The organism is Paenimyroides aestuarii (assembly GCF_024628805.1).
GTDB lineage: Bacteria > Bacteroidota > Bacteroidia > Flavobacteriales > Flavobacteriaceae > Flavobacterium > Flavobacterium aestuarii_A.
In genome coordinates, this window is sequence record NZ_CP102382.1 from 1,067,743 (window position 1) to 1,092,131 (window position 24,389).

Here is a 24,389-nt window from a genome sequence, read left to right on the forward strand (position 1 = left end):
TGCAGGTTAAAAATAATTTTTTGCAGGTATCCCGCTGCAATCGGGGTTTTAATTTGTTTCATAAAACCGGTATTCGCGACTACCGGCTCTCCGAAACAAATAGGTAAATAATTCTTTTTCAGTTTTTTAACTCCGTCAGCGTTTTAAACTCTGGCGGAGTTTTTCATTATCTTTCTTTAAGCTCTATTGCCCCCGCATACAACACCGCTTGGGTAAAACTGTATTGCGCGCCATAGGCAAAAGCAATTGTCCTTTTGCCATTTAATTTATCATCATTATCATCCCCATTACCGTTGCTGTGCAAAGCGACTAAAGTTTCTACTAAGCGGCGTTCTTTTTGGTTGGTTATTAACCGTGCGGTTTCGCTGTTAAAATTGTTACCCACTATGTCGTGAATTGCCTGCTTGGTTGCTTTGGTATAAGCCAGTTGTTCTATAAAATGGGCATCGGCTTGTTCTAATACAAACAATTGCTCAGTGTTTATTTTTTTATACCCATCTGTTTCTTGGGGCATGTATTGAAGCATTAGCCTATTCACATGTGCTTCAAACAGCAGCAGATTGTTCTGATAGGTTTGTTCATTGTTATATACAAAGCTGTTTAAAATGCTTTGATAGATTTGGTAATCGTTTGTCTCAACACCTTTTGCGTGATGCAAGGCATTCGGTTGGTTGTTTGTTTCTGTTGCGAATGTTTCGTCTTCTGTTTCGCACGAGCTGCATAAAGCAGTAATTGCTACAGCATATAAAAAAAATCGTTTCATTGTTTTCGGAGTTTTTTAATAACGCTGCCCGGGTAGCTTTTGTTTCGGTTACAAATATGAAACGATTTTCAAACAACAAGGGAGTAAATAGTCCAGATTTGCCCAATTGGATAATTTATTCCCTTTTTTGGACGATTTATTCCCTCGTTGGATTATTTTTCCATCTTTTAAAAGATTGTTTTGCTGTTTTATATATTAGATAATCAATGTATTGTGTGTTTTTTTGGATGATAGCTGTATTTTTTTGTATTTTTGTTCGGTTAGAAAAAAAGCACACATGTTTTTAAAAAAATTGGACAATTTATTCCCTCAATTGGATAATTTATTCCCTCAATTGGATAATTTATTCCCTTTCTGGATTATTTTTCTGTTGCCGTTTTGCTCATTGGGGCAAACAACCGCCGATTCCTATAAAAATCTTTGGGAAGTAATTCAAAACGATAGCACTTCCAACGAAAAAAAAATAGATTATTTAGAGGTGTATTATCAAAAAGCCCGAAATGAAAACAACCGTTTAGAACAATACCGTGCATTAAATAAAAAGACGTATTTGGTTTCGTTTGCCGAAGCCACTATATTGTTGCACCAAATGCACCCTCTGGTGCAAAAAATAAACAACGACAGCATTAAAGGAGATTATTTAAATTTAAGTACGGTGTTTTACTATAAACAACGCGATTTTAAAAATGCGTTGTACTATGCCATAGAGTCGGAAGCTTTTAACGAAGAAATAAATAATTTGTATAATTTGAATGCGGTGCGTATAGATATTGGAAATATTTATAACCATACACGACATTACGCCAAAGCGGTTACTTATTTTACACAAGCAAAAGACTATTACCAAACTAAAAAAGAGTACAATCATCAAAGAAGTTACGTTCTTACCTTATATTGTTTAGGTAAAACCTATTGGCAATTAAAAGATATAAACAAACTAAGTGCTACAATACAAGAAAGTGAACAAGCTATTCAACTTTTAAAACCGAAACACCAACAATTAGAAAACGCTTATTTAGAATATGTAAAAGGCGGTTTGGCTTTTTTGCAGAAAAATAATGTGGTTGCCAATGAGCATTTTACAAACGCACTAACCGTTATTAAACAAAACGGCGATTTTACCAACGAACACGTTATATATTTGTATTTGGGAAAAATGTTGTGGGAACAAAACCAGAAAGCAGAAGCCATGGTGTATTTCACAAAAATAGATACCCTTTTTCAGGAGAAAAACTTTTTAAACTATGAGTTGCGTGAAACGTATGATTATTTAATTGCCTATTACAATGAAACCAATCAACCGCAGTTGCAATTAAATGCTACAAATAGCCTTACGGTTTTAAACCAACAGTTTGAAAAAGAACAGCAAAGCATTACAAGTGTTTTACACCAAGATTTAGAAAACAAAAAAATAAGCTCGCAATGGAAAAAGCTTGTAAATAAATATAATTTATGGATCAGTGTTTTAGGTGGTGTTTTAATACTAATCGCTGTTTATTTGTTTTGGAAAAGAAGAAATAGAAAAAAACAGCAACCAAATGAAAGCCCAATGCCCGCAAAAGAGCGTGAAGCAATGACTGCTGAAGATATTGTGGAAGTTGATGACAAGGCACTGCCCGAGCAACAATTTGTTGAAGCAATAGAAAAAGAAGCAGCTGCTGCCAATAGCGAAGCCACACATCCAATAGAAGAAATACCAGTTTTCGATGAAGCTACACCAGAAATAACCGAAGCACCACCAATCGCAAAACCACCTATTGTTTTATCGCCAACCGAGCAGCGATTGCTAGAAGGCTTAGAGCGTTTTGAAAAGGAAAAAGGTTTTTTAAAAGCAATAAATTTAGACGGCTTGGCGAAAGAACTGAACACCACCCGCAGCACGCTTTCGCCTCTTTTAAATGGGCATAAAAGCGGTTTTAATGCTTATATAAACAGCTTGCGCATACAACAAGCAATTACCGATTTAAAAGTAGATAAAGAACTACGAAAAAAAACGGTTAAAGAACTGTCGGTTATCTATGGTAATTTGCACCCCAAAACATTTGCCAGTTTGTTTAAGGTAATTTCAGGTAAAACGCCTGCTTTGTTTATTGAAAATTTGGATAAAGAAGAGGAATTGGCATTTGTTATGTAAAAAGTAAAAAGCGCTGCTGCTCAAAGTTTCCCGCCTTTGGGCAAATCATTTGATCACTTTAATTATTATATTTTATGCTCCGAAGTTGAAAACTTCGGAGAGCAGTTGAATACATAGCTATGTGTTTCGCCGTTGGCGCAAACTATGTAAACCTTAAACCTATTTTATTCTATTGTGCCTATGTGGTAAAAAGTGAAAAGCTCGTCGGTTCGGCTTCGAGAACTCATCACAAAAAAAGTTACTCAAAGTGACAGCATAAAAAAATCAGCTTAAAAGCTGACTTTTTAGTTTTTAGTACCTGTCCAGGTGCCTTCTATATCATCTAATTGACTTTCCCATTTACCCGCTGCAGTTGATTCATTCATCATGCCTTCCATAGTTCCCACTTGGGTGCTACCGCTGGTATATGTTGCATTTATTTCTCCTTCTTTATCCACCTGCCCGATTAAATCAAAAGTAAGGTTACCTGAAAATAACTTTCCGGTTGCTTTTCCGGTTTCGTCGATAGTTGCATTCCAAGTACCTTCGTCTTCCCCCGTGAATGTTCCGGTCCATGTTCCTTTAAATTTTTCTAATTGGCTTTCCTGATGCACATGATTGTCGTCATTTGAGCTGCACGAAATAGCTCCAAAAAATAAAATACCTGCAAGGCATAATTTTGCTACACTTTTTTTCATTGAGAATATATTTTATAAGTAAGACGTAAATTTAGGAGAAAAGGTTGGAATAATAAGGAAAAAAATTAAGGAGTAGCGATAGGAATGTTGTTTTTAATAAAATCGGGTTCGTTTTTTATGAACGATTTAGACATGATGACTGTTCCGAAAACAATTAAAATAATACAACTGATTTTTTTAACTTTTAAAATGTTTTTTGGGGTTAGTTTGTTTTTTAACTGTTTGGCTAAAAGCATTTTAAATATGTCTGTAAGTAAATATGCACCAATTACAAAAGCAAAGAAATTAATCATTTTTCCATGGTTCATTTCCAATTGCGGTCCAATGGTGATAATAATTGCCAACCAAAAGCCCAACACACCAACGTTTATGAAATTCAATAAAAACCCTTTTGCAAACAACGAAAAGTAATTGTTTTTGTAGTTAGTAGCTTCGATATGAATTTCGGCTTTTTTTAATTTTTGCAATCGAACAAAAGAGATTATTCCATAAGTAATCATAATCATTCCACCGAAAAGAAAAAGTGCCGGATCGTCTTTTATTCGGTTAATTAACTGAAAACTACTGAAATAAGCGATTAAAATAAAACAAATATCGGCAATAATCACGCCGGCATCAAACGTTAGCGCCGCTTTAAATCCTTTGGTGATGCTGGTTTCAATCAAAATAAAAAAAACAGGCCCAATCATGAAACTGAGAAAAAAACCAAGCGATATTCCTGTTAAAAAATTGTCCATTTAGTTATAAAAAAATGCCAATTAAGGTATTGGCATTTTAAGTAGCTGTTAAGGCAAATTTACAATAAAATTATTTAATAAGATGCGAATTGGCTGTAAAGGTTGCGATTTTGGCTGAATTGCAAATGAAACTTACAAGCAATAATGCTGGTTTGAAACTTATTCTGCATGTACCTTTTTAATGAACGTAAAATCTAATTGTTTTTTAACCAAATCGGCATTTTTTACTTTCACAATCACTTCGTCGCCCAATTGCAACAGGTTTTTGGTCACTTCGCCCACCAAGGCATATTGCTGTTCATCAAATGTATAATAATCTTCTTTAATTTCACGAATACGCACCATTCCTTCGCATTTGTTCTCTACGATTTCTACATAAATTCCCCATTCGGTAACGCCCGAAATCACACCCAAAAACTCTTGGTCTTTATGGTCTTGCATGTATTTTACCTGCATGTATTTAATGCTGTCGCGTTCCGCATTTGCAGCCAAATTTTCCATTTGCGAACAATGTACCGATTTTTCTTCATACACTTCTTCGTCTGCCGATTTGGCTCCGTCTAAATAACTTTGCAACAATCGGTGCACCATAACATCTGGATAACGGCGAATAGGCGAGGTAAAGTGCGAATAATAATCAAATGCCAAACCATAATGCCCAATATTTTCAGTGGAATAGGCGGCTTTGCTCATACTGCGAATTGCCAGTGTATCTACCAAATTTTGTTCTTTTTTACCTTGCACATCGCTTAACAGTTTATTTAGCGATTGCGAAATATCTTTTTTCGATTTAAAATTGATGCCGTAACCAAATTTAGAAATCACCGATTGCAAATTGAACAATTTATCTTGATCGGGTTCATCGTGAATACGGTAAATAAAGGTTTTTTTCTGTTTGCCCACAAATTCGGATACTTTGCGGTTTGCCAAAAGCATGAATTCTTCAATTAAATGATTGGCATCTTTTGAAACCTTGAAATATACGCCTGTTGGTTCATCGTTTTCATCTAAATGAAATTTCACTTCAACCTTATCAAACGAAATAGCACCTGCAGCCATTCGTTTAGCACGGAGTTTTTTAGCCAAATCATCCATTGTAAGAATCGCATCAACAATTGGTTGTTCGATGGTCTGAGTTTCGTTGGTCAATGATATTTCTGCAGGAATTGTATTCGCTTTGGTTTCAATAATCACTTGCGCTTCTTCATACGCAAAACGTTTGTCGGAATACGTAACCGTTCTGCCAAACCATGAATTTACAATTTCGGCTTTTTTGTTCAATTCAAAAACGGCTGAAAAGGTATATTTTTCTTCATTTGGTCGTAAGGAACACGCAAAATTTGATAATACTTCAGGAAGCATCGGTACCACACGATCCACTAAATAAATCGATGTGGCACGGTTATAAGCTTCTTCATCTAGAATGGTTCCTTCTTGCACATAATGCGAAACATCGGCAATATGAACGCCAATTTCGTAATTCCCGTTTTCTAAAATCTGAAACGATAAGGCGTCATCAAAATCTTTTGCATCGCGTGGATCAATCGTAAACGTTAACACATCGCGCATATCGCGGCGTTTGGCAATTTCTTCTTCGGTGATTGATGTGTCTAATTTCTGCGCAAAAGCTTCCACATCAACCGGAAATTCTGTTGGCAAACCATATTCTGCCAAAATAGCGTGCATTTCAGTGTTGTGTTCGCCCGGTTTTCCTAAAACTTTAACCACTTCACCATACGGATTGTTTGCTTTTTCGGGCCAATCGTTCATCTTAACCAAAACCACGTCACCGTTTTCGGCATCGCCAAATTTTTCTTTGGGAATAAACAAATCCACATACATTTTCGGGTTTGCAGTAACCACGAAGGCAAAAGTACCATTGATTTGAATCACACCCACAAATTCTTCGCGTTTGCGTTCAAGGATTTCAATAACTTCGGCTTCGGGTTTTTTGCCCTTGCGTTTGTTGTAAACATAAGCCTTCACCTTGTCGCCATGAAGCGCTTTGTTGAGGTTGTTTGTTGGAATAAATGGATCTTCATCGAATTCGTCACAAACAAAATAAGCCGCTTTTCGAGCCGTCATATCAATAGTTCCTTCAAAATAGCTCGATTGTTCCACAATGCGGTATTTGCCTCGATCTACTTCCTCTATTTTTTGTTTAGAGACCAAATATTTTAACTCTTTAATAATTTCGTTTCGGCCTTTGGTATCAGTCACTTCAAAAACAGCAGCTATCTGTTTATAGTTGAATATTTTAGAACTGTTTTGAGCCAACAATTTTAAAATTTTTCCAGAGAAGTCTTTGCCTGGTTTTTTATGGAATTTTTTAATTTTCTTTGTCATATATTATTTTTATTAAGCACAATGGGCTTAAAATACTTATTAAAGATATAAAAAATATTGGTGATGAAGTGTGAAATTTGTATTAAATGATGATTTTCGTTTCACGATCTATCTTAATAAAGATGTTCTTCCAATCATTCAAAATAAGTATCTTTGCACAAACAATACAACTAAACGATATGAAAATAGCAATAGGAAACGATCATGCAGGTCCGGAATACAAAAAAGCCATTGTGCAAATGCTTCGGGACAAAGGAATTGAAGTAGTAAATTACGGAACCGACACGTTTGATTCTGTTGATTACCCAGATTTCGGACACAAAGTAGCCCAAGATGTAGAAGATAATAATGTTGATTTTGGAATTGTAATCTGTGGTTCGGGCAATGGGATTGCCATGAGTGCCAACAAGCATCAAGGGGTTCGTTGTGCTTTGTGTTGGACAAAAGAAATTGCTGTTTTAGCACGCCAACACAACAATGCAAACGTTATTTCTATTCCGGCTCGCTTTACAGCTATTCCGCAAGTTTTAGAAATGGTTGATGCTTTTTTAACCACCGAATTTGAAGGCGGTCGTCATGAAACCCGTGTAAATAAAATTGCTTGTAGTTAATGAAAAATTGTATTGTATTAATTTTCTTGTTTTATTCTTTTTCAGGTTTCTGTCAGAAATTTTCTGAAAGTGAAAGATCATATCTTTCTAAATTAGAAAGAATTTTAAAAGTTGATACAATACCATTTTCTAAAAGTGAAATTCGTGTTTATAAAAAACATGAGATTTCTACAGGTTTAGAATTATTCAGAATTTATTATGATGAACATAAGAAAGATTTTAAAGCAGATTTTTATTACACTGTTGCTAAAAAAACTTCAAAAGATTCCCATGAAATTGTAATTAAACAATTTGAATTAAAATCTTTCTATAATTTGGAGTATGTTGTTTTAAAGCTTTTAAATACAAATATTCAATATATACCAACAGCTTCTGCTGTTAGTTACAAGATGAAATCTAAATCTGAAATAATTTTAGAAATGGGTAAATTTTATATTTCCCAAACATCAAGTACTACAGTTGACGGTGTAAGTTATTATATTCAAGTAAAAGATGACAAAGATTTTAATGAAATACATTATAGTAATCCAGAAAGATATTTAGAATTGTATCCTACAATTGACGAGTTGATTTCGGTTAATGAATTTTTAGATATTATAAAGAAAGACTTTAATATTTTTGAAGATTAAAAAAGCGCCATCCTTAAATCAAACAAAAAACCTCTTCTTATAAAAAGCAAAAAAGAAAATAATCTGTAAAATTAAAATACCGTAAAACCACAATTGAAAACTCAGTTTTTTGGTTTTATGTCGATACTTCTGCATACCCAGATAAGCACCTAAAGTTCCTCCTAAAGCTGCAATTGTTAATAGGTTTTTTTCAGAAATACGCTGCTTGCCCTTAATTGCCCGCTGCTTGTCTAAATGATACAAGCTAAAAGCAATGTAATTCACAATTATCAGATAAATAAATAGAATTTTTGTCATTTTTATACTCCTAAAACAATAGCCGGATCTATATCTAATTTTACACTAATATCGCGCGCCACGTTTAAAGGCGGTTCGCTTTTCCCGTTAAGATATTCACTAATGCGCGAAGTACTAACACCCAACAATTCAGATAAGCGTTTTTGGTTTAAACCTTTTTCGTACATTCTTAATTTTATCACATCAACCAACGTAGGTTGTGATAGAGGCTCGTGTTGTTCTTCGTAATCGGCTATTAAATCCGAAAGTAAATCTAACTCTATAAAATTAGGATCGTCGGGTAATGTTTCGTTCCCCACCTTTTTTAATAATTCTTCCACACGCATACAAACAGCCTTGTATTCTTTTTGTGTTTCAATACTTCTCATACTTAAATGTTTAAACAATTTGTTTTATCGTAGTTTGCATGCGTTCCAATAAAACGTATATAAACTTTTTTCGATGCAAAAATTACAATGGCAACCAAGCGGTAATCATTTCCCTTAATATTAAAAACAAATCTGTTATTGCCAATATAATCTGCAGTTGCAAAGGTTTGTTTTAGTTCGTTTAAATTATTCCAATCACTTCTTTTGGTTTTAAAATACCAATCGCGTAGGGCAACATCTGCATCTGCATGTTTTTCAATAAATAGTTTTATTTTAGAAAATGTTACTATGCGCATCTTTGTATTTTAATTTTGATACAAAGTTATAAATTTTGAATAACAATAATTTATTTTGTAAAACAAAATTTTATTTATTTTAATAGATTGATCGAAACATAGTATTTTTGCACTATAAAATTCATGCCATGCAAACCATTCAATATATAAAGGAAAAAATTGCCGTTTCCGAGAAATCCATTAAAAATACCTTAGAATTATTAGCACAAGATTGCACCATTCCATTTATTGCAAGGTACAGAAAAGATGCTACGGGCAATTTAGATGAAGTTCAAATTGAACAAATTGCTAAATTGAACAATCAATTTGAAACAATTATCAAACGGAAAGAAGCTGTTTTGGCATCGATAGAAGAGCAAGGTCAGTTAACCGATTTTTTAAAGGATAAAATTCAGAATTCTTTTGATTTGGTTGAAATCGAAGATTTGTATCTTCCCTTTAAAAAGAAGCGAAAAACCAAAGCCGATACAGCCCGAGAAGCCGGATTAGAACCTTTGGCAAAAATGATTATGTCGCAAAATGTAGATGATTTAGAATATACCGCTGAAAAATATCTAAACAGCAAAGTTTTTTCTTCTGAAGATGCTTTACAAGGCGCTCGCGATATTATTGCCGAATGGATCAACGAAAATATTTATGTTCGAAAAGCGCTTCGACGCAAATTTCAGCGCCATGCAGAAATTTCGACTAAAGTTGTAAAAGCAAAACAAGACGAAGATGCGGCAAAGAAATTTGAACACTATTTTGATTGGAACGAACCCTTGTTTAAAGCGCCAGCTCACCGATTGCTGGCTATGTTGCGTGCAAATAATGAAGGTTTTGTAAAGCTTAATGTAAGCATTGATAAATCCGAAGCTCTTACATTTATAGAAGATACCGTAATTAAAAACAAAAATCACGAAACGGCAACAGAAATATCCAAAGCGGTTGCCGATGCATACAAACGTTTGTTAGAGCCGACTTTGTCAAACGAGGTGTTGCAAGAATACAAATTAAAAGCTGATTTACAATCAATCGGAGTTTTTTCTGAAAATTTATCGCAGTTGTTATTGTCGGCACCATTGGGCGAAAAGCGTGTTATGGGAATCGATCCTGGGTTTAAAACCGGCTGTAAAGTGGTTTGTATCGATGAAAACGGAAATTTACTTTACAATGAAACCATTTTTCCGCATGCCCCTCAAAAAGATATTGCCATGGCTACCAAAAAAGTACGTTCAATGGCAAACTCCTATAAAATTGATGCCATTGCCATTGGCAACGGAACGGCAAGTCGCGAAACCGAATTTTTTATCAAAAAGGTTGCGTTTGACAAACCTTTGCAGGTTTTTGTGGTAAGCGAAGCAGGCGCATCGGTTTATTCGGCATCGAAAATTGCACGAGAGGAATTTCCAAATTATGATGTTACTGTTCGCGGCGCTGTTTCAATTGGGCGTAGATTGCAAGATCCGTTGGCAGAATTGGTGAAAATCGATCCAAAATCAATAGGAGTAGGGCAGTATCAACACGATGTGGATCAAACCTTATTGAAAGAAGAATTGGATCAAGTGGTGGTTCGCAGTGTGAACAAAGTGGGCATTAATTTAAACACGGCAAGCAAATCGCTATTGAGTTATGTTTCGGGAATAGGCGAGAAGATGGCAGAAAATATTGTAAATTACCGAGCAGCAAACGGCGCTTTTACCAATAGAAAAGAGTTGAAAAACGTACCGCGATTGGGCGAAAAGGCTTTTCAGCAAGCGGCTGCTTTTGTTAGAATTGTTCAAGGCGATTTTGTGCTGGATAATTCCGCGGTGCATCCAGAAGCTTATAATTTAGTTGAAAAAATGGCAAAAGATTTAAAAATGAATGCCAATGACTTAATCGGAAATAAATCGGCTATCGAAAAAATCAATCCATCAAACTATATTTCAGAACAATTTGGAATGCTTTATATAACCGATTTGTTGAAAGAATTGGAGAAACCGGGATTAGATCCGCGCAAAAAAGCAAAAGTTTTGGAATTTGATGTTTCTCTAAAATCGATAAACGATGTTGAGGTGGGCAAAGTGTACAACGGCATTATTAACAATATCACCAATTTTGGTTGTTTTGTAGATATTGGTATTAAAGAAAGCGGTTTGGTGCATATCTCACAGTTGAAAGAAGGTTTTGTTTCGGATGTAAACGAGGTGGTGAAACTACACGAACATGTGCAGGTAAAAGTGCTCGAGGTGGATCATCAAAAAAAGCGTTTGCAGCTTAGCATGATTCTTTAAAAACGATAGAAATGAGAAAATAGTGGAAATATTACTCAATTCGGGAAAAAAAACACAGTTTTGTAACATATTTATGTTATATTTGAATAATAAATAATTTTATTTATTATTTTTTAATTCATTGAATGTCAATTATTTGAATTAATTGTTTGTTTTTTTTGATTATAAATGTGGTTTTGGTCTTTCATTTGTAATATACTTTATGAAAAAGAAAATAACCTTATAAACAAAAATTGTTCAAAAAAAGAATTGTTATGAAAAAGAGAGCAATCGCTCTATACGGTTGCAGAATTAAAAGAAAGTAGTGTTTTTATTATGTTTTATAAGGGATACCCGTCTGAAGCTTTTCAGGCGGGTATTTAATTTGGGCGAATGGCTAAACTGTAACGATAAGCAAAAACTCGTTAGTTCAAAACCATTTGGAATTATTTGCTAAATAAAAAAAGATGCTAAAAGCATCTTTACATTTATTCTGATTTTGTTTCTGAATCGTTCTTTTTATTCGGATTTACAGTTGCTCCACTATTGTCTTTGGTAGCGTTTTTAAATTCTTTAATCCCCGAACCTAATCCTTTCATCAATTCTGGTATCTTTTTTCCTCCGAAAAGTAATAATAAAACAGCTACTATTAATATTATTTCTGTTGCACCAAATCTTCCCATTGTGTATTATTCTTTTTTAGATTGATCTTTGTTTTCGTCATCTTTCGTAGCGTCTTTAAACTCTTTAATCCCCGAACCTAAACCACGCATCAATTCCGGAATTTTTCGTCCACCAAACATTAATAAAATCACAGCGACAATTAAAATTATTTGCCACGGACTAACCATTCCTAAAAACACTGCTAAAAAATTCATTATATTTAATTATAATTAATTATAAGCAAAGATATAACTTTTTAAACCGAACTTATTTTTTTATTTTGTAATTTTTAACACCGAATACTGTTAATATTTTCAATTGAAACTTTTTTTGCACAGTTTATTGTTTTATTCAAGCAGTAAATGCGATTTTTGTAATAAAAAAAACAAACCATGTCTTTAAAATCATTTTTTGCCAAGATATTCGCCAACATTGTTGTTATGCAACAGCAAAAATGGATGATAAAACCTGTTGAAACCCAGCAGAAAATTTTTCATTCACTCATTCAGCAAGCAAAACACACACAGTTTGGAAAAGACCATTTGTTTTATGCCATAAAATCGTACGAAGATTTTGCGAAATATGTTCCAGTACGCGATTACGAAGCCTTAAAACCGTATGTGGATAAAGTAGTTGCCGGTGAAAAAAACGTTCTATGGAAGGGCAAACCGCTTTATTTTGCAAAAACATCGGGTACCACATCCGGTGCAAAATATATCCCTATTACTAAAGAATCCATGCCTTATCATATCGAAGCGGCTCGAAACGCCATTTTATTTTATATCCAAGAAACCAAAAAAGCCGCTTTTGTTGATGGAAAAATGATTTTTTTGCAAGGAAGTCCTGAAATGACGGAGAAAAACGGAGTGAAAGTCGGACGATTGTCAGGTATTGCCGCGCATTACGTTCCAAAATATCTTCAAAAAAACCGCTTGCCAAGTTGGGAAACAAATTGTATCGATGATTGGGAAACAAAGGTGGATGCGATTGTTCAAGAAACCAAAAATCAAAACATGACAGTTATTTCGGGAATTCCTTCTTGGGTGCAGATGTATTTTGATCGATTGATTCAGGTTTCAAATAAAAAAGTAGGCGATTTGTTTAAAAATTTCAACTTGTTTATTTATGGTGGCGTGAACTATGAACCATATCGCAAAAAATTCGAACAATTAATAGGCAGAAAAGTAGATAGTATTGAACTGTATCCGGCATCCGAAGGTTTTTTTGCCTATCAAGATTCGCAAAAAGCAAAAGGAATGTTGTTGCTTTTAAACGCAGGTATTTTTTATGAGTTTATCAAAGCCGACGAATTTTATACCGAAAATCCCAAACGATACACAATAGGCGAAGTGGAATTAAACGTTAATTATGTAATCATTATTAGTACAAATGCCGGTTTGTGGGCCTATAATATTGGCGATACGGTGATGTTTACAAATTTAAAACCGTATAGAATTGTGGTCACGGGACGCATAAAACATTACATTTCGGCTTTTGGCGAACACGTAATTGGCAAAGAAGTAGAGGAAGCAATGCAGCAAGCTTTAAACGAAAGCGATGCCACTGTTACCGAATTTACCGTTGCGCCTCAAATTAACCCCGAAAGCGGATTGCCTTATCACGAATGGTTGGTTGAATTTGAAAAAGAGCCAAGCAATTTAGAGGATTTCGCTTTAAAGATCGATGCTGCGTTAAGAAAACAAAATGTTTATTACGACGATTTAATTGTTGGTAGTATTTTGCGTACTTTAGTAATTACCAAAGTTCCAAATGGAGGTTTCAACGAATACATGAAATCAGAAGGAAAATTGGGCGGACAAAACAAATTGCCGCGTTTGGCAAACGACCGTAAAATTGCCGATTTTATTCACAAACTAAAATAGCGTATGAAAAAGTTGCTGTTTCTTTTATTAATAACTCCAATGTGTGTGTTTGCACAAATCAGCGGCAAGGTGGTGAACACCGAAAACAAACCGTTGCCACTGACAAACATTTGAGTTTTAGATGGAAGCGACGGCGCTACAACCGATTCGTTGGGCATGTTCTATATTCCAACGGCATTGGCAACAGACACGTTGATTTTCAATGCTTCGGGACATGCAATTTTTAAAGAAGAAGCATCAAAAACCACAAATGTAATATTAGAAGCTTACGAAATTCCACAACCTGCATTGCTGGTTTTGCCCGAAAAATCGTTTCATCACACCATTGGCAATGCACATTATGAAAACATGTATTTCACGCCAGGCAACGTTCCTTATATGTATGGTCGGTTTTTTGAAAACAATGCCGAAATAAAATCGGTTCAATATATTGATAAAGTAATTGTTTATACCAAAAGTGCCGTTGCGGCAGCCACCATCAAAATTCGATTTTTACGAATGAATGAATACGGTTGCCCAAGCGATGACCTGTTGGTAGCGCCCATAATTGCTGAGGTGAAACGCGGCACCAAGAAAAATTTAATCAACGTTTTAAAACACAATATTAAAATTCCAAAAAATGGTATTTTTGTTGCAGTAGAATGGTTAATGACCGAAAATAATCAATTTAGAGCAGCAAATTTTGTAAAAGGCGACCAATTGTTTGAAGATTTTCGTTACCAGCCCGATGTGATGAACAATAAAGTAGAAAAAACGGCTTCGTTTCGATACATGCACGGCGAATGGTTTCCAAACGATCATTTTCAGCCAAGAAATCCAAATGCACCAAAAGAAATAGTAGATCCGGCAATTGGGTTGATTTTATCAAATTAGAATGTTGTTGTATGATTGTAGTAATGTATATTGTAGAAATGTATATTGTGGAATTAATTCTAAAAAAATTGAACGGTTAAAAGCTATCGAATATTTTTTGTGATTGAATGAACGAGAAAATTGAATTTATAGGATATGATTGGAATTACATTTCGATTATAGCTTCATTGGTTATTATGGTAATTCTCATTATATATATATTGAGAAGGAAGAGATAGATGCTATTACAAATTCTAAGATTAATAAGCATCAAGCTCACAATTAAAATAAACTCAATTTTATAAGAAACTATAAACATTGAACTTTAAACCTGAAACAAAAAAATGACAGAAATAAAATACATAACAAGAACACGGGCACAAGAATCATCGGCAGCGGTAGAGCGTTTGTACATCACCATGCGCCATTTGTTTAACCGCGGTTTTTATAAGCCAATGGGTGTTTCGGGCGAAACCTTGCGCGAGGCTTTATTGCTTTTACGTCCGGAAATTTATGGATCAATCGCCGATGAAAAAGTAGAACTAAACGGTTTGCTTTATGTAATAGAGCGTTTACCTGTGGGAATTGAAGAGTGTAGATACATCAACCTCACATCAGACGAAGGCTATTCACAATCGCACTTTAAAGCCATTGTGCCGCCAAAACGCCGCCGAAATTGCTACCGGATCGACTACGAACAGATGAATATCGAAATCACCCGTGGACGATCGGATATTTATGATGTGTTAACGCACCTTACCTTTATGTTTGTGGAATCGCACAAAATTAAAGACCGTATTTTAATAGACGATGACGACAATGTTTCGCGCGATTGGTTAAAACTACAAGAGGCTGTGCTAAAAGCCGAGCCATTAGAGCGCAACGAACGCGAAATTGCCATTTCGCATACCTCTATAATTTTAGGAAGAACTTTTGCCGAAATAAACGCTATTTATGATGCATTTGCCACCGATGAAAATCCGGATCGGTTTTTACACGTAATTTATTGGTTAGGGAAAATTGCTTTGGAAGAAGTGTTGGATAACAACAAAAGAACCATTACTTTTAGCCCAATTTTGCGAGAGCGTTTGGGGCATCATATTTACGGAGAAATTTGGGCAACCAAAATAAAAACCGAATTGCAACGTTTACAGTTATTAAACCGTCCGTTGCACATCATTAGCGCGAATATGCACAGTGTAATGAATTCGATTTTTGCCGAAAATGTGCTGCAACAAAAGTTGAAAGGTAAAAACCAAAACGAAATTTTTGAAGAATTAAGTAAGAAAGGAAACAGTGATTTGCGCGCTTTAGTAGCCGAACGTGCCACGAATCAAGGAATGCTTTTTTTACCAGACACTTCGGGAACCAACATAGACGTGCAGATTTTTGATACCGCTAAAATAAAGTTTGAACAAACAGCGTTTCAAAAATATAAGGTTCCGGAAAGCAATGATGAAAAGCCCGTTTTGATTGTAATGGATTATGCATTTGGCGAGCAAGCTTATGAAACCATAGACGAATTACTGAAACCTTTTCAAAAAGATGTACATTTGAACGTGGAATCGGTTTCTATAATGGGCAAAGCCGGAATTTTGGTAGGCGATAAAGGCGATATTATGATTCCTACAGCGCATATCAACGAAGGAACAGGCGATAATTACCCGTTTGAAAACGAATTGACCGTAGAAATGTTTGAAGGAAACGATATTCCAGTTTTCGGAGGATCAATGATTACCGTTTTGGGAACATCGTTGCAAAACAAAGATTTATTAAAGTTTTTTCACGATTCCACATGGCGCGTGATTGGTTTGGAAATGGAAGGAGCACATTATCAAAAAGCCATACAATCGGCATCAAAAATACGAAAAAGCATCCACCCAAATGTAAAGGTACGTTATGCGTATTATGCTTCTGATAATCCGTTGGAAACAGGCAGCACCTTGGCATCGGGCGGATTAGGCGCATCGGGTGTTAAACCAACATACTTGATAACCCTAAAAATATTAGAACAAATTTTTAATTGTTAATATATGAATCAACAAGCTAATAAAGACGCATCTTTTGAAGAACAAGAGGTAGATGTAAAATATATGGCAAACAGAGCGGGTAATTTCTACAATAAAATGCTATATAGCATTTACCGCTTACTGCGTTTTGTTAAGAAAAGATGGTACGTTTTTTTAGTGCTTATTGCTGTGGGAGTGGGGTTAGGTATTTATATGAACGCATCCAAATCAAGCAGATTGCGACATGAATTGATAGTGGTTCCTAATTTTGGAAGTATTGACTACCTAAACCAAAAGATTAAAGATTATGACCGCTTAAAATTAAATAAAGAACTTATTTCGTTGAATGCTGGCAATGAGGTATATGATCTTAAAATAGAGCCTATCTACGATGCATATAACTACATTTTAACAGACCCGGTTCATTTTGAAGCTTTTAAAGTGTTAAGCGACCGCGCAATTGACATGGAGAAGTACTCTAAAAGTAAATTGGCTTCTAAAAATTATAAATACCATGTATTAACGGTTTATACCGATGGTTTAGGAAATACCGATTTAACAATTGATAAAGTTCTGGAAGATTTGAATAGCGATACCTATTTTAATCAAAGAAAAAATATTGAAAAAGCAAATACGTTAGCAAAACGCACCGAAATCTCAAGGTCTATTGAACAAGTAAATGGATTGTTTGAACGTTTAGGTAGTGAAAATAAAGTGAATGATATAACAATGAATGCATATCCTGAATTGGCAGATATGTTAACAGCAAAAGAAGCATTGCTAAAGCAATTAAACGCTGTGGATGTGCAACTGATTGAACAAGAGCAAGTAGTGTATCTGGCAACAAAAATGATGAACATTCCCGTTCGTCCGTTTTTGCCGTATTTTATAACACTGCCATTTTTGTTTGTGGTTTGTTATATTTTAATTGCTTATTTTAATTCAAAAATTAAAAGTTTTAAAGCCTGATTTTTGAATAAAACCAAATCAATACAAAATCTTTTTACCTATGGTGCGAGTCAAATTATAAGTTTGCTGGCACCGTTTTTAGTTGGCTTTTATGTGATTCCGATTTTTGGAATTGCTAAATGGGGTGTCATTGGGGTTGCAACTTCTTTATACATCCTAATTGGTATTTTGATTGAGTTTGGTGCTAATTTAGTTGGCGTAAAAGAGTTGAGTGCGCATCGATTGAAATACCATTATAAAAAAAGATATATTGGTTTAAATTATACATTTAGACTGTATTGCACTGTTTTTATAACTCTTTTGTTAATAATATGTTTTCTGTTATTTAAAGCAGATACCGCTTTTTATTGGGGATTAACATGGATGCTGGCTTGGTATTTTAATCCTTTGTGGGTGTATCAGGCAAATGAAAATTTTAAAATAATCAACTTTATCACCATAGCCACAAAAATCATTTACATAGGGGTGGTTTATTTATTTATAAAGCAACCACAGCATTACATATACATTGTTGGCTTATTGGGTTTTTGCAACGCTTTGTTTTATGCTTTTTTTTATTTTAGAATACCGAAAACAATCACAAATATTAAACGCGTATGGCTGTTTGTGAACCAGAATAAAGCAATTGTACTGTCGAACTTTAGCATTACGGCGTACACACAAGCACCAATATTTATTATTGATGCCCTTTTAGGAAATACCGCTTCGGGTATTTACAAAGTGATTGATTTGTTTCTAACCGCTTACCGCAGCTACTTGGGAGTTTTTTTTAATGTTACTTTTCCAAGATTTTGCTTTGAAGCTCAACAAAACTTGAAAGCAGCAAAGACTTATGTTAGTAAAATGCTTTTTCTAAATGTATTTTTATTAACACTATCAGCTTTTTTTATTTTTATCGCAATGCCTTATGTAACCCAATATTTCAATGTGCCAGAGAACGTACAAAAAGGGTTGCATTTAAGTAGATTTTTACTTTTTTTGCCTGTAATTATTGCATTAAACATCCCCTTTTATCAAGCGTTGATTTATAATTCACAAAATAAAAGCATCGCATTCATATCAATAGGCGGACTTTTATTAACATTGTTTTCAGTCAGTTTGTTGACTTATTTTTTTAATTTAAGTGGATCATTTGCAGCGCTTTATATAGTAGAGCTTTTTATTACATTGTGTTTGTTTGCTAGAGGATCAAAATATTTAAAATAATGAAAGAAGAAGTATATATTGTTTTGCTAAATTACAACGGTGCTTCAGATACTATAGCATGTATCCATTCATTATTGCAGCTACAAACAGCCAGCAGTTTTAAAATTGTTGTTGTGGATAATTCCGAAACAATGAACAACTTTGAATTATTGCAACAATTTGCTTTCGAAAACAATTTGCGCAGCATCTCTTTTATTGATGAAAACCAAAGTACGTATCAAAACGAAGAATTAATCCTTATAAAAAGTAAAAAAAATCAGGGTTTTGCTGCGGGGAATAACATGGGGATTAGGTTTAGTTTGCAGCAGACAAATTGTGCCTATCTTTGGATTTTAAACAATGACACTGTTGTAACACCAAATAGTTTAGAAGCATTGCTCAATTATCATAAAACACATCCCACCGCTATCTTAGGTTCAAAATTATTGTATTTTAACCAGCCGGATACCATTCAGGCGGTAGGCGGAAAATTCAATGAGCGCTATTATATCAGTGAGCATGTTGGGGAAGGTTTACCAAAAAATACACAGAAAAAATCATTGCCAAAGATTGATTATCCCATTGGGGCAGCAATCTTTGTGAGCCGTTTGTTTATTGAAAAAGTGGGATTGCTAAACGAAACATATTTTTTATACTACGAAGAATTGGATTGGGTGAAGAGCGCCAAAAAATTCGGCTTCATTGCTGATTGGTGTGAAGAAAGCGTGGTATATCATAAAGAAGGTGCTTCTATTGGATCATCATACAAGAATGAAAAGAGCTATTTTTCTGAAATAGAATTGTTTAAAAGCAGAAAGAAATTTGTGGCAAACCACTATCGGTTAAATATGCGATTTTATTTTTCAAGTATTTTACTTATTTTGAATCGATTGCGAAAAGGAAAGTTTAAATTAGCGAATGCTTTATTAAAAATAACCATAAATGACCTTAAATAAGCAAGTAATTATATATTTAATAGTGTTTTTTGCAGCTATTTACCAAGATTTCCCTTTATACAACTATGTGGGCGAAATTGGTAGATCGCCCATTGTGTTGCTATCGCCTTTTATGCTTGCTTATATCCTTTCAAACAAACATATTATTGTAAGCAAATATGTAGAAGCCTTTATCAAGTTTTTGCTCTATTGCTTCCTTATATCGGTTGTTTTTATAGCAGTTACTTACATTCATTATGAAACATTTGTTATTTTAGAAGAAAATATTATCCTAAAAACATTGAAAATGAGTGTTTATCCTATTGTAATACTCATTACTTATCAGTTTTTTTATTCGTACTTAAGCAATAACTTTCATTCGTTAAATAATTTATTTTCTGCGGTTTATCTCACACAACTTTTTTTGGTGGCGTTTATTGCTTTAGAAATCTATTACCTAGGTAATCCAAAACCCTTTTTTCCGCTGTTTCATACATTGCCTGAAAAATATTGGCGCGTGCGGTTATTAACTCCCGAAGAAAGCTGGACAGGAACCATTCTGGTAATTTTTATGTTTTTACCCGTTTTTTTAATTCACTATTTAAAAATAAAAGGGGTTTGGCGCTGGTTGGTTTATTTTCAAAGTGCTTTTTTGTTTTTTTCTTATGCATTCGTAAGTCAATCCAAAGGATTTCTGCTTTTAGTGTTAATTTCTGTACTTCCATTAACATTGGCCTATTTAAAACGCAATAAATATTTGCGAAATATTTTTATCGTAACTTTAATAATCACCGTTGCAGTAGGCGGGTTCTTAGGCTTTGTTCTGCGGGAAATTATTGTAGAGCAAATTACAACAAGTGGTACTTTCGGCACCCGTTTTTCCTCAATAACGGCTTCGTTGTTGGTATTTGTGCTATGCCCGATTGGAGTAGGGTGGAGTGGTTTTGTTACCTATTTTCCGCAGGTTTTAGAATACATTTTAGAATCGAGTATAGTTGATGAATTTAATTTACAAGAAGTTCGCGGTTATTTATCAACTACAAAAGCGCTATCAACCAAGACTGCTTTTTTTGATGAATTGATGTACGGAGGAATATTTTTCTTAATTTTCTTTTACCAATTCTTTATAAAGCGTTATTTTAACCTGAATAAAATTAAAAACATTGATTTTTACTTTTTAAAGATTCCATTAGCATTCACCATTATGGCCGGTGTAATTTATATCACTTATCACGTGAAATATGATGTATGGATTTTTTTGGCATTGACCAATGTTTTTGAGTACAAATACAATTCAAACAAAAATGAAGATAGCAGTAGTTAGTGGATTTATACCTTACCCGCCCATTTTTGGAGGAGCTATTGATATTTGGGAGCGAATAAAAGGGTTGCACGCATTGGGGCATGAAGTTGATTTAATTGCCACCGACAAGATCAACCCTACAAAAGAGCAAATAGATGAAATGGCATTGTACACCAAACGATTCTTTTTTGCGCGCAGGCAAAATAAACTGTACCAACTATTCAGCAACCAACCCTTGCAAATGCTTAGTCGTAAGGCATTAAAAAATATTCAAGTTCATCAATCATACGATTTAATTATCTTAGAGAGCGAATTTTGCTGGCCATTTTTAGTGAATCGGTCTGTATCATATAAAAACAGTGTGGTTCGAGTTCATAATATCGAGCATCATTATTTTAAGGTACTTGGGGAAAGCGCAAGTAGCCTTAAAGAAAAATGTTATTACAAAATCGAAGCATCGAAAATAAAGCAACTGTCCAATTTGGTTTTTAGTAAAGTAAATAAACTGTGGTTTATTTCAAAAGACGATTTAACACAAGTAAATTTACTCCAAAAAAGTACGTTTATGCCGTTTCCTATCAATGAAAACTTCATACTTCCAACTAAAAAGACAGGAAACAATGTGGTTTTTATGGGATCGCTTTTTATGCAAAATAATATTTTTGGATTGGATTGGTTTTTAAAAAACGTACATCCATTATTGCAAAATGCACTACCCGATTATCATTTTTATATCGTTGGTTCATTAAAAGAAAATCATCAAGAAGTGCACAGAAAATACAGTAACTTGGCAAACGTATCGTTTATTGTGAATACACCTTGTTTAAAAGAGTATTACCAAAAAGCGAATGTATTTGTAAACCCAATGTTTCATGGCAGCGGCGTAAAGGTAAAATCGGTAAACGCGTTGGTAAACGGAATTCCACTGGTAAGTACATCCATTGGTGCAGAGGGTATTGGTTTAACAGATAAAATGTTTTTTCATGCAGAAACAGCCGCCGCGTTTAAGCAACAAATCATAAGCGTACTTCAAAACCCCGAACAAGCTTTAAACAAAACACTTTGTGCACAAGCTTATTTAAAAGAAACAAACTATCTTCATATTTTAAAAAATGAATTAGATGCGTTTAGCTAAAATTTTTTATGCATGTACTTGCGCCTTGGGACTGTTTCCTTTGCTTAAACTGAATCATTTTTCTTTGTTAATGATCATTTGGTTTGTTTTGGCAATGGCTAATGCATGGAAAAACAACACGTTTACATTTTTAAAGCTACACACATCCACCTTTATTATTCTTTCTTTTTTCTGTATAATGTATTTTTTATACATCCCATTTACTACTGATTTTAAAGAACTTAGCAAATCAATCATAAAAAGTTTACCTTTTCTAATCTTTCCTTTGGGTTTTCTTGTAAATAAGCAACTTATTACTAAAAAGTTTATACAGACTTTTGGACTGCTTTATAGCCTGTCGGTTTTTATTTTGAATGGTTTAGGATGGGTTCAATTGTTTAATTTTGGCTGGAACAAAGCTTGGGAACAAAACGATTTTTACCACCCTATTTTTAGAAATATGTTTCAGGAAGCAACAACTTTGCATTTACCATATTTAGGGTTACTAACTGTTTTTGCGGCTTTGTGGCTTACTCATAAAATGGTTGATGCAAAAAAAATAAGCGTTTTAAACCTTTTTGGAGTGAGTTTTTTGTTATTTTCGGTTTATATCTATTCAGCACGAATGGCATTAGTTTGTTATATATTGGGCTTGTTGTTCACCCTTTTTAAATCCATAAAAAAAGCACGAGTAAAGTGGAGTATTTTGATGATTTTACCCTTGGTTGCATGGGCTTTGTTCTGGTTTTCTCCCATAAAAGAGCGCTATATAAAAGTGGTTGAAAAAGAATGGATACTGCCAAATCATAAGCAAAAGCCCCATGAGGTAAATTACAGATACGGAATTTGGCATTGTGCCACGCATTTAATCGCAAGTAATTGGCTGTTGGGTGTTGGTGCAGATAAGGTGCAAGAACAATTAAACAAATGCTATGATGGTTTTTCGTACACATCCTATGAAGATTTTAAAAAAGTTACCTACAATACCCACAATCAGTATTTTGACCAAATGCTTAAATTCGGAATTCTAGGATTGATCTTATTCGTTTGGATGTTGCTCTATTTTTACCCCAATTCTTCGGTTATGTATCAAACTTTTTTGCTAATTGTAGCCATAAGTTTTTTAACCGAGAATATTTTAGACCGACAAATAGGCGTTGTATTTATTTCCTTATTAAATACTATTTTTGTAATCTATAAAATAAATACTCTTGAAAAAAGCATTAGTAGTAGATTGGTTAGATAAATATGGAGGTGCCGAAAAAGTAATTCAAGCATTAGAACAAGCGTTGCATTTCTATGAAATACATGCATTAGTAAATGTAATGCAAGCAGATGCATTAAAACAAATGTTTCCAAAACAGCAAAAAATAAGAACTACCTTCTTGCAGGTTTTAGGCAAAAAATTTCGCTTCTCTTACCCTTTCTTTTTTTTCGGAATAAAGAAAATAATGATTTCAAATGATGTAGATTTAATTATTTCCAGCTCACATTCCGTAGCAAAAGGTGTTCAAAAAACCAATAAAAAGCAAATTCATATCAGCTATTTTCAGGCTCCTAATTCTAATTATATTTGGCAAGATGCACCTTTGTATTTTAAAAAAGCCTATCCTTTAATAAAATGGCTCTTACCCCTATTTAGAAAATGGGACTTTAAACAAGCGCAAAACCCCGATTTTATTATTTGCAATTCTAAATTTGTGCAAAATTGGGTTCAGCTAAATTATCAACGCAAAGCCACGGTAATTTACCCGCCCGTAAACCTAAGTGCTTTTCCTCTTAAAACTATTAAGCAAGATTTTTACGTGATTGCAGGCAGAATAGCAACGATAAAACGCTTTGACTTAGTGATTGAAGCATTCAATACAAATGGAAAAAAGCTAATCGTAATTGGCGATGGCGATCAGTTGAATCATTTAAAAAGTAAAGCTGTTTCTTCACAGATAGAATTTTTGGGATTTCAAAACGCAGCCGTTTTATCATACTATTTGCAAAATGCCAAAGCACTCATACAAATGGGTGTAGAAGGATTTGGCATTGCAGCCATTGAAGCCAACTCCTGCGGCACGCCAGTTATTTGCTATGAAAAAGGCGGGATTACAGAAACAGTAATCAACCATCAAACCGGGTTGTTTTTTAAAGAGCAAAGTGCACAAGCTTTAAACGCATGCATTGCAATATTCGAAGCAAAAAATTGGAACTACCAAGCCATACATGAACATGCACAACAATTTTCTGCACAACAATTTGAAAAACAAATTATTACATTCGTAGAGAAGCACACCAGTAATAAGCAGTACTAAATGATTTTGCTTTACAGATTAAACGACAGATTCAAGAAAAAGAAAATTGCTTTTATTTCAGAAGATTCAGTATCTAGAAGA

Annotated in this window: 23 protein-coding genes; 14 read left to right on the forward strand and 9 right to left on the reverse strand. The window is 34.2% G+C overall.

Annotated elements, in window-relative coordinates:
* Positions 1 to 166: 166 nt before the first annotated feature.
* On the reverse strand, positions 167 to 763 hold the full coding sequence (locus NPX36_RS05070) for a hypothetical protein (RefSeq protein ID WP_257500329.1): 597 nt from the start codon (positions 761 to 763) through the stop codon (positions 167 to 169).
* Between the two features lie 277 nt (positions 764 to 1,040).
* Between NPX36_RS05070 and NPX36_RS05075 the strand changes: the two genes are divergently transcribed.
* The gene (locus tag NPX36_RS05075; protein ID WP_257500330.1) at positions 1,041 to 2,897 is read left to right on the forward strand and encodes a helix-turn-helix transcriptional regulator; all 1,857 of its coding nucleotides are present in this window, start codon (positions 1,041 to 1,043) and stop codon (positions 2,895 to 2,897) included.
* Positions 2,898 to 3,181: 284 nt separating this feature from the next.
* Here NPX36_RS05075 and NPX36_RS05080 read toward each other — a convergent pair whose 3' ends face one another.
* The 3 genes from NPX36_RS05080 to rnr all read right to left on the reverse strand — a co-directional run bounded on the left by NPX36_RS05080 (position 3,182) and on the right by rnr (position 6,657).
* Positions 3,182 to 3,574: a VCBS domain-containing protein gene (locus tag NPX36_RS05080; protein WP_257500331.1), complete on the reverse strand. Its 393-nt coding sequence runs from the start codon at positions 3,572 to 3,574 to the stop codon at positions 3,182 to 3,184.
* A 65-nt stretch (positions 3,575 to 3,639) separates the two neighbouring features.
* On the reverse strand, positions 3,640 to 4,311 hold the full coding sequence (locus NPX36_RS05085; protein WP_257500332.1) for a LysE family translocator: 672 nt from the start codon (positions 4,309 to 4,311) through the stop codon (positions 3,640 to 3,642).
* 159 nt (positions 4,312 to 4,470) lie between these two features.
* Positions 4,471 to 6,657, reverse strand: coding sequence for a ribonuclease R (rnr, locus tag NPX36_RS05090; RefSeq protein ID WP_257500333.1), 2,187 nt, complete (start codon positions 6,655 to 6,657; stop codon positions 4,471 to 4,473).
* A gap of 179 nt (positions 6,658 to 6,836) precedes the next feature.
* Here rnr and rpiB point away from each other — a divergent pair, with 179 nt between their 5' ends.
* Together rpiB and NPX36_RS05100 are read left to right on the forward strand one after the other, a co-directional pair.
* On the forward strand, positions 6,837 to 7,268 hold the full coding sequence (rpiB, locus tag NPX36_RS05095; protein ID WP_257500334.1) for a ribose 5-phosphate isomerase B: 432 nt from the start codon (positions 6,837 to 6,839) through the stop codon (positions 7,266 to 7,268).
* A complete protein-coding gene (locus tag NPX36_RS05100; RefSeq protein ID WP_257500335.1) occupies positions 7,268 to 7,897 on the forward strand; it encodes a hypothetical protein in 630 nt (209 codons plus the stop codon). The genes rpiB and NPX36_RS05100 overlap by 1 nt, the downstream gene beginning before the upstream one ends.
* 18 nt (positions 7,898 to 7,915) lie before the next feature.
* On the opposite strand, the gene NPX36_RS05105 is transcribed toward NPX36_RS05100, so the two are convergent.
* From NPX36_RS05105 to NPX36_RS05115, 3 genes are read right to left on the reverse strand one after another with little or no spacing between them, the layout of a single operon-like run.
* Complete coding sequence (locus tag NPX36_RS05105; protein ID WP_257500336.1) at positions 7,916 to 8,194, reverse strand: DUF1294 domain-containing protein; 279 nt, start codon at positions 8,192 to 8,194, stop codon at positions 7,916 to 7,918.
* A gap of 2 nt (positions 8,195 to 8,196) precedes the next feature.
* A complete protein-coding gene (locus tag NPX36_RS05110) occupies positions 8,197 to 8,562 on the reverse strand; it encodes a helix-turn-helix domain-containing protein (RefSeq protein ID WP_257500337.1) in 366 nt (121 codons plus the stop codon).
* A gap of 2 nt (positions 8,563 to 8,564) precedes the next feature.
* Complete coding sequence (locus NPX36_RS05115; RefSeq protein WP_257500338.1) at positions 8,565 to 8,858, reverse strand: type II toxin-antitoxin system HigB family toxin; 294 nt, start codon at positions 8,856 to 8,858, stop codon at positions 8,565 to 8,567.
* Between the two features lie 128 nt (positions 8,859 to 8,986).
* Between NPX36_RS05115 and NPX36_RS05120 the strand changes: the two genes are divergently transcribed.
* Complete coding sequence (locus tag NPX36_RS05120; protein ID WP_257500726.1) at positions 8,987 to 11,113, forward strand: Tex family protein; 2,127 nt, start codon at positions 8,987 to 8,989, stop codon at positions 11,111 to 11,113.
* Positions 11,114 to 11,580: 467 nt separating this feature from the next.
* Here NPX36_RS05120 and NPX36_RS05125 read toward each other — a convergent pair whose 3' ends face one another.
* The gene (locus NPX36_RS05125) at positions 11,581 to 11,775 is read right to left on the reverse strand and encodes a twin-arginine translocase TatA/TatE family subunit (RefSeq protein WP_257500339.1); all 195 of its coding nucleotides are present in this window, start codon (positions 11,773 to 11,775) and stop codon (positions 11,581 to 11,583) included.
* 6 nt (positions 11,776 to 11,781) lie between these two features.
* Positions 11,782 to 11,970, reverse strand: coding sequence for a twin-arginine translocase TatA/TatE family subunit (locus NPX36_RS05130; protein WP_257500340.1), 189 nt, complete (start codon positions 11,968 to 11,970; stop codon positions 11,782 to 11,784).
* A gap of 177 nt (positions 11,971 to 12,147) precedes the next feature.
* On the opposite strand from NPX36_RS05130, the gene NPX36_RS05135 reads away from it, so the two are divergent.
* The 10 genes from NPX36_RS05135 (at position 12,148) to NPX36_RS05180 (ending at position 24,308) form a co-directional block, all read left to right on the forward strand.
* Entirely contained in the window at positions 12,148 to 13,638 is a 1,491-nt protein-coding gene (locus NPX36_RS05135; protein WP_257500341.1) for a GH3 auxin-responsive promoter family protein, read from the forward strand.
* Between the two features lie 156 nt (positions 13,639 to 13,794).
* Entirely contained in the window at positions 13,795 to 14,511 is a 717-nt protein-coding gene (locus NPX36_RS05140; RefSeq protein WP_257500342.1) for a hypothetical protein, read from the forward strand.
* Positions 14,512 to 14,834: 323 nt separating this feature from the next.
* Complete coding sequence (locus NPX36_RS05145; RefSeq protein WP_257500343.1) at positions 14,835 to 16,520, forward strand: DUF6909 family protein; 1,686 nt, start codon at positions 14,835 to 14,837, stop codon at positions 16,518 to 16,520.
* A gap of 3 nt (positions 16,521 to 16,523) precedes the next feature.
* A complete protein-coding gene (locus tag NPX36_RS05150; RefSeq protein WP_257500344.1) occupies positions 16,524 to 17,468 on the forward strand; it encodes a hypothetical protein in 945 nt (314 codons plus the stop codon).
* A gap of 3 nt (positions 17,469 to 17,471) precedes the next feature.
* On the forward strand, positions 17,472 to 18,674 hold the full coding sequence (locus NPX36_RS05155) for a lipopolysaccharide biosynthesis protein (protein WP_257500345.1): 1,203 nt from the start codon (positions 17,472 to 17,474) through the stop codon (positions 18,672 to 18,674).
* Entirely contained in the window at positions 18,674 to 19,609 is a 936-nt protein-coding gene (locus tag NPX36_RS05160) for a glycosyltransferase family 2 protein (RefSeq protein ID WP_257500346.1), read from the forward strand. Before NPX36_RS05155 ends, NPX36_RS05160 begins: the two co-directional genes overlap by 1 nt.
* The gene (locus NPX36_RS05165) at positions 19,596 to 20,912 is read left to right on the forward strand and encodes a hypothetical protein (RefSeq protein ID WP_257500347.1); all 1,317 of its coding nucleotides are present in this window, start codon (positions 19,596 to 19,598) and stop codon (positions 20,910 to 20,912) included. The genes NPX36_RS05160 and NPX36_RS05165 overlap by 14 nt, the downstream gene beginning before the upstream one ends.
* Complete coding sequence (locus tag NPX36_RS05170; protein ID WP_257500348.1) at positions 20,893 to 22,026, forward strand: glycosyltransferase family 4 protein; 1,134 nt, start codon at positions 20,893 to 20,895, stop codon at positions 22,024 to 22,026. The genes NPX36_RS05165 and NPX36_RS05170 overlap by 20 nt, the downstream gene beginning before the upstream one ends.
* Complete coding sequence (locus NPX36_RS05175) at positions 22,013 to 23,251, forward strand: O-antigen ligase family protein (protein ID WP_257500349.1); 1,239 nt, start codon at positions 22,013 to 22,015, stop codon at positions 23,249 to 23,251. The genes NPX36_RS05170 and NPX36_RS05175 overlap by 14 nt, the downstream gene beginning before the upstream one ends.
* The gene (locus NPX36_RS05180; RefSeq protein WP_257500350.1) at positions 23,217 to 24,308 is read left to right on the forward strand and encodes a glycosyltransferase; all 1,092 of its coding nucleotides are present in this window, start codon (positions 23,217 to 23,219) and stop codon (positions 24,306 to 24,308) included. Before NPX36_RS05175 ends, NPX36_RS05180 begins: the two co-directional genes overlap by 35 nt.
* Positions 24,309 to 24,389: the final 81 nt, after the last annotated feature.

Excerpts from the sequence above, each read along its gene's own strand:
- rnr (WP_257500333.1), bottom strand. The coding sequence starts at position 6,657 with ATGACAAAGAAAATTAAAAAATTCCATAAAAAACCAGGCAAAGACTTC.
- NPX36_RS05130 (WP_257500340.1), bottom strand. The coding sequence starts at position 11,970 with ATGAATTTTTTAGCAGTGTTTTTAGGAATGGTTAGTCCGTGGCAAATA.
- NPX36_RS05100 (WP_257500335.1), top strand. The coding sequence starts at position 7,268 with ATGAAAAATTGTATTGTATTAATTTTCTTGTTTTATTCTTTTTCAGGT.
- NPX36_RS05170 (WP_257500348.1), top strand. The coding sequence starts at position 20,893 with ATGAAGATAGCAGTAGTTAGTGGATTTATACCTTACCCGCCCATTTTT.
- NPX36_RS05140 (WP_257500342.1), top strand. The coding sequence starts at position 13,795 with ATGTTCTATATTCCAACGGCATTGGCAACAGACACGTTGATTTTCAAT.
- NPX36_RS05070 (WP_257500329.1), bottom strand. The coding sequence starts at position 763 with ATGAAACGATTTTTTTTATATGCTGTAGCAATTACTGCTTTATGCAGC.
- NPX36_RS05075 (WP_257500330.1), top strand. The coding sequence starts at position 1,041 with ATGTTTTTAAAAAAATTGGACAATTTATTCCCTCAATTGGATAATTTA.
- NPX36_RS05160 (WP_257500346.1), top strand. The coding sequence starts at position 18,674 with ATGAAAGAAGAAGTATATATTGTTTTGCTAAATTACAACGGTGCTTCA.
- NPX36_RS05115 (WP_257500338.1), bottom strand. The coding sequence starts at position 8,858 with ATGCGCATAGTAACATTTTCTAAAATAAAACTATTTATTGAAAAACAT.
- NPX36_RS05165 (WP_257500347.1), top strand. The coding sequence starts at position 19,596 with ATGACCTTAAATAAGCAAGTAATTATATATTTAATAGTGTTTTTTGCA.
- NPX36_RS05175 (WP_257500349.1), top strand. The coding sequence starts at position 22,013 with ATGCGTTTAGCTAAAATTTTTTATGCATGTACTTGCGCCTTGGGACTG.
- NPX36_RS05085 (WP_257500332.1), bottom strand. The coding sequence starts at position 4,311 with ATGGACAATTTTTTAACAGGAATATCGCTTGGTTTTTTTCTCAGTTTC.
- rpiB (WP_257500334.1), top strand. The coding sequence starts at position 6,837 with ATGAAAATAGCAATAGGAAACGATCATGCAGGTCCGGAATACAAAAAA.
- NPX36_RS05110 (WP_257500337.1), bottom strand. The coding sequence starts at position 8,562 with ATGAGAAGTATTGAAACACAAAAAGAATACAAGGCTGTTTGTATGCGT.
- NPX36_RS05120 (WP_257500726.1), top strand. The coding sequence starts at position 8,987 with ATGCAAACCATTCAATATATAAAGGAAAAAATTGCCGTTTCCGAGAAA.
- NPX36_RS05105 (WP_257500336.1), bottom strand. The coding sequence starts at position 8,194 with ATGACAAAAATTCTATTTATTTATCTGATAATTGTGAATTACATTGCT.
- NPX36_RS05145 (WP_257500343.1), top strand. The coding sequence starts at position 14,835 with ATGACAGAAATAAAATACATAACAAGAACACGGGCACAAGAATCATCG.
- NPX36_RS05150 (WP_257500344.1), top strand. The coding sequence starts at position 16,524 with ATGAATCAACAAGCTAATAAAGACGCATCTTTTGAAGAACAAGAGGTA.
- NPX36_RS05125 (WP_257500339.1), bottom strand. The coding sequence starts at position 11,775 with ATGGGAAGATTTGGTGCAACAGAAATAATATTAATAGTAGCTGTTTTA.
- NPX36_RS05080 (WP_257500331.1), bottom strand. The coding sequence starts at position 3,574 with ATGAAAAAAAGTGTAGCAAAATTATGCCTTGCAGGTATTTTATTTTTT.
- NPX36_RS05135 (WP_257500341.1), top strand. The coding sequence starts at position 12,148 with ATGTCTTTAAAATCATTTTTTGCCAAGATATTCGCCAACATTGTTGTT.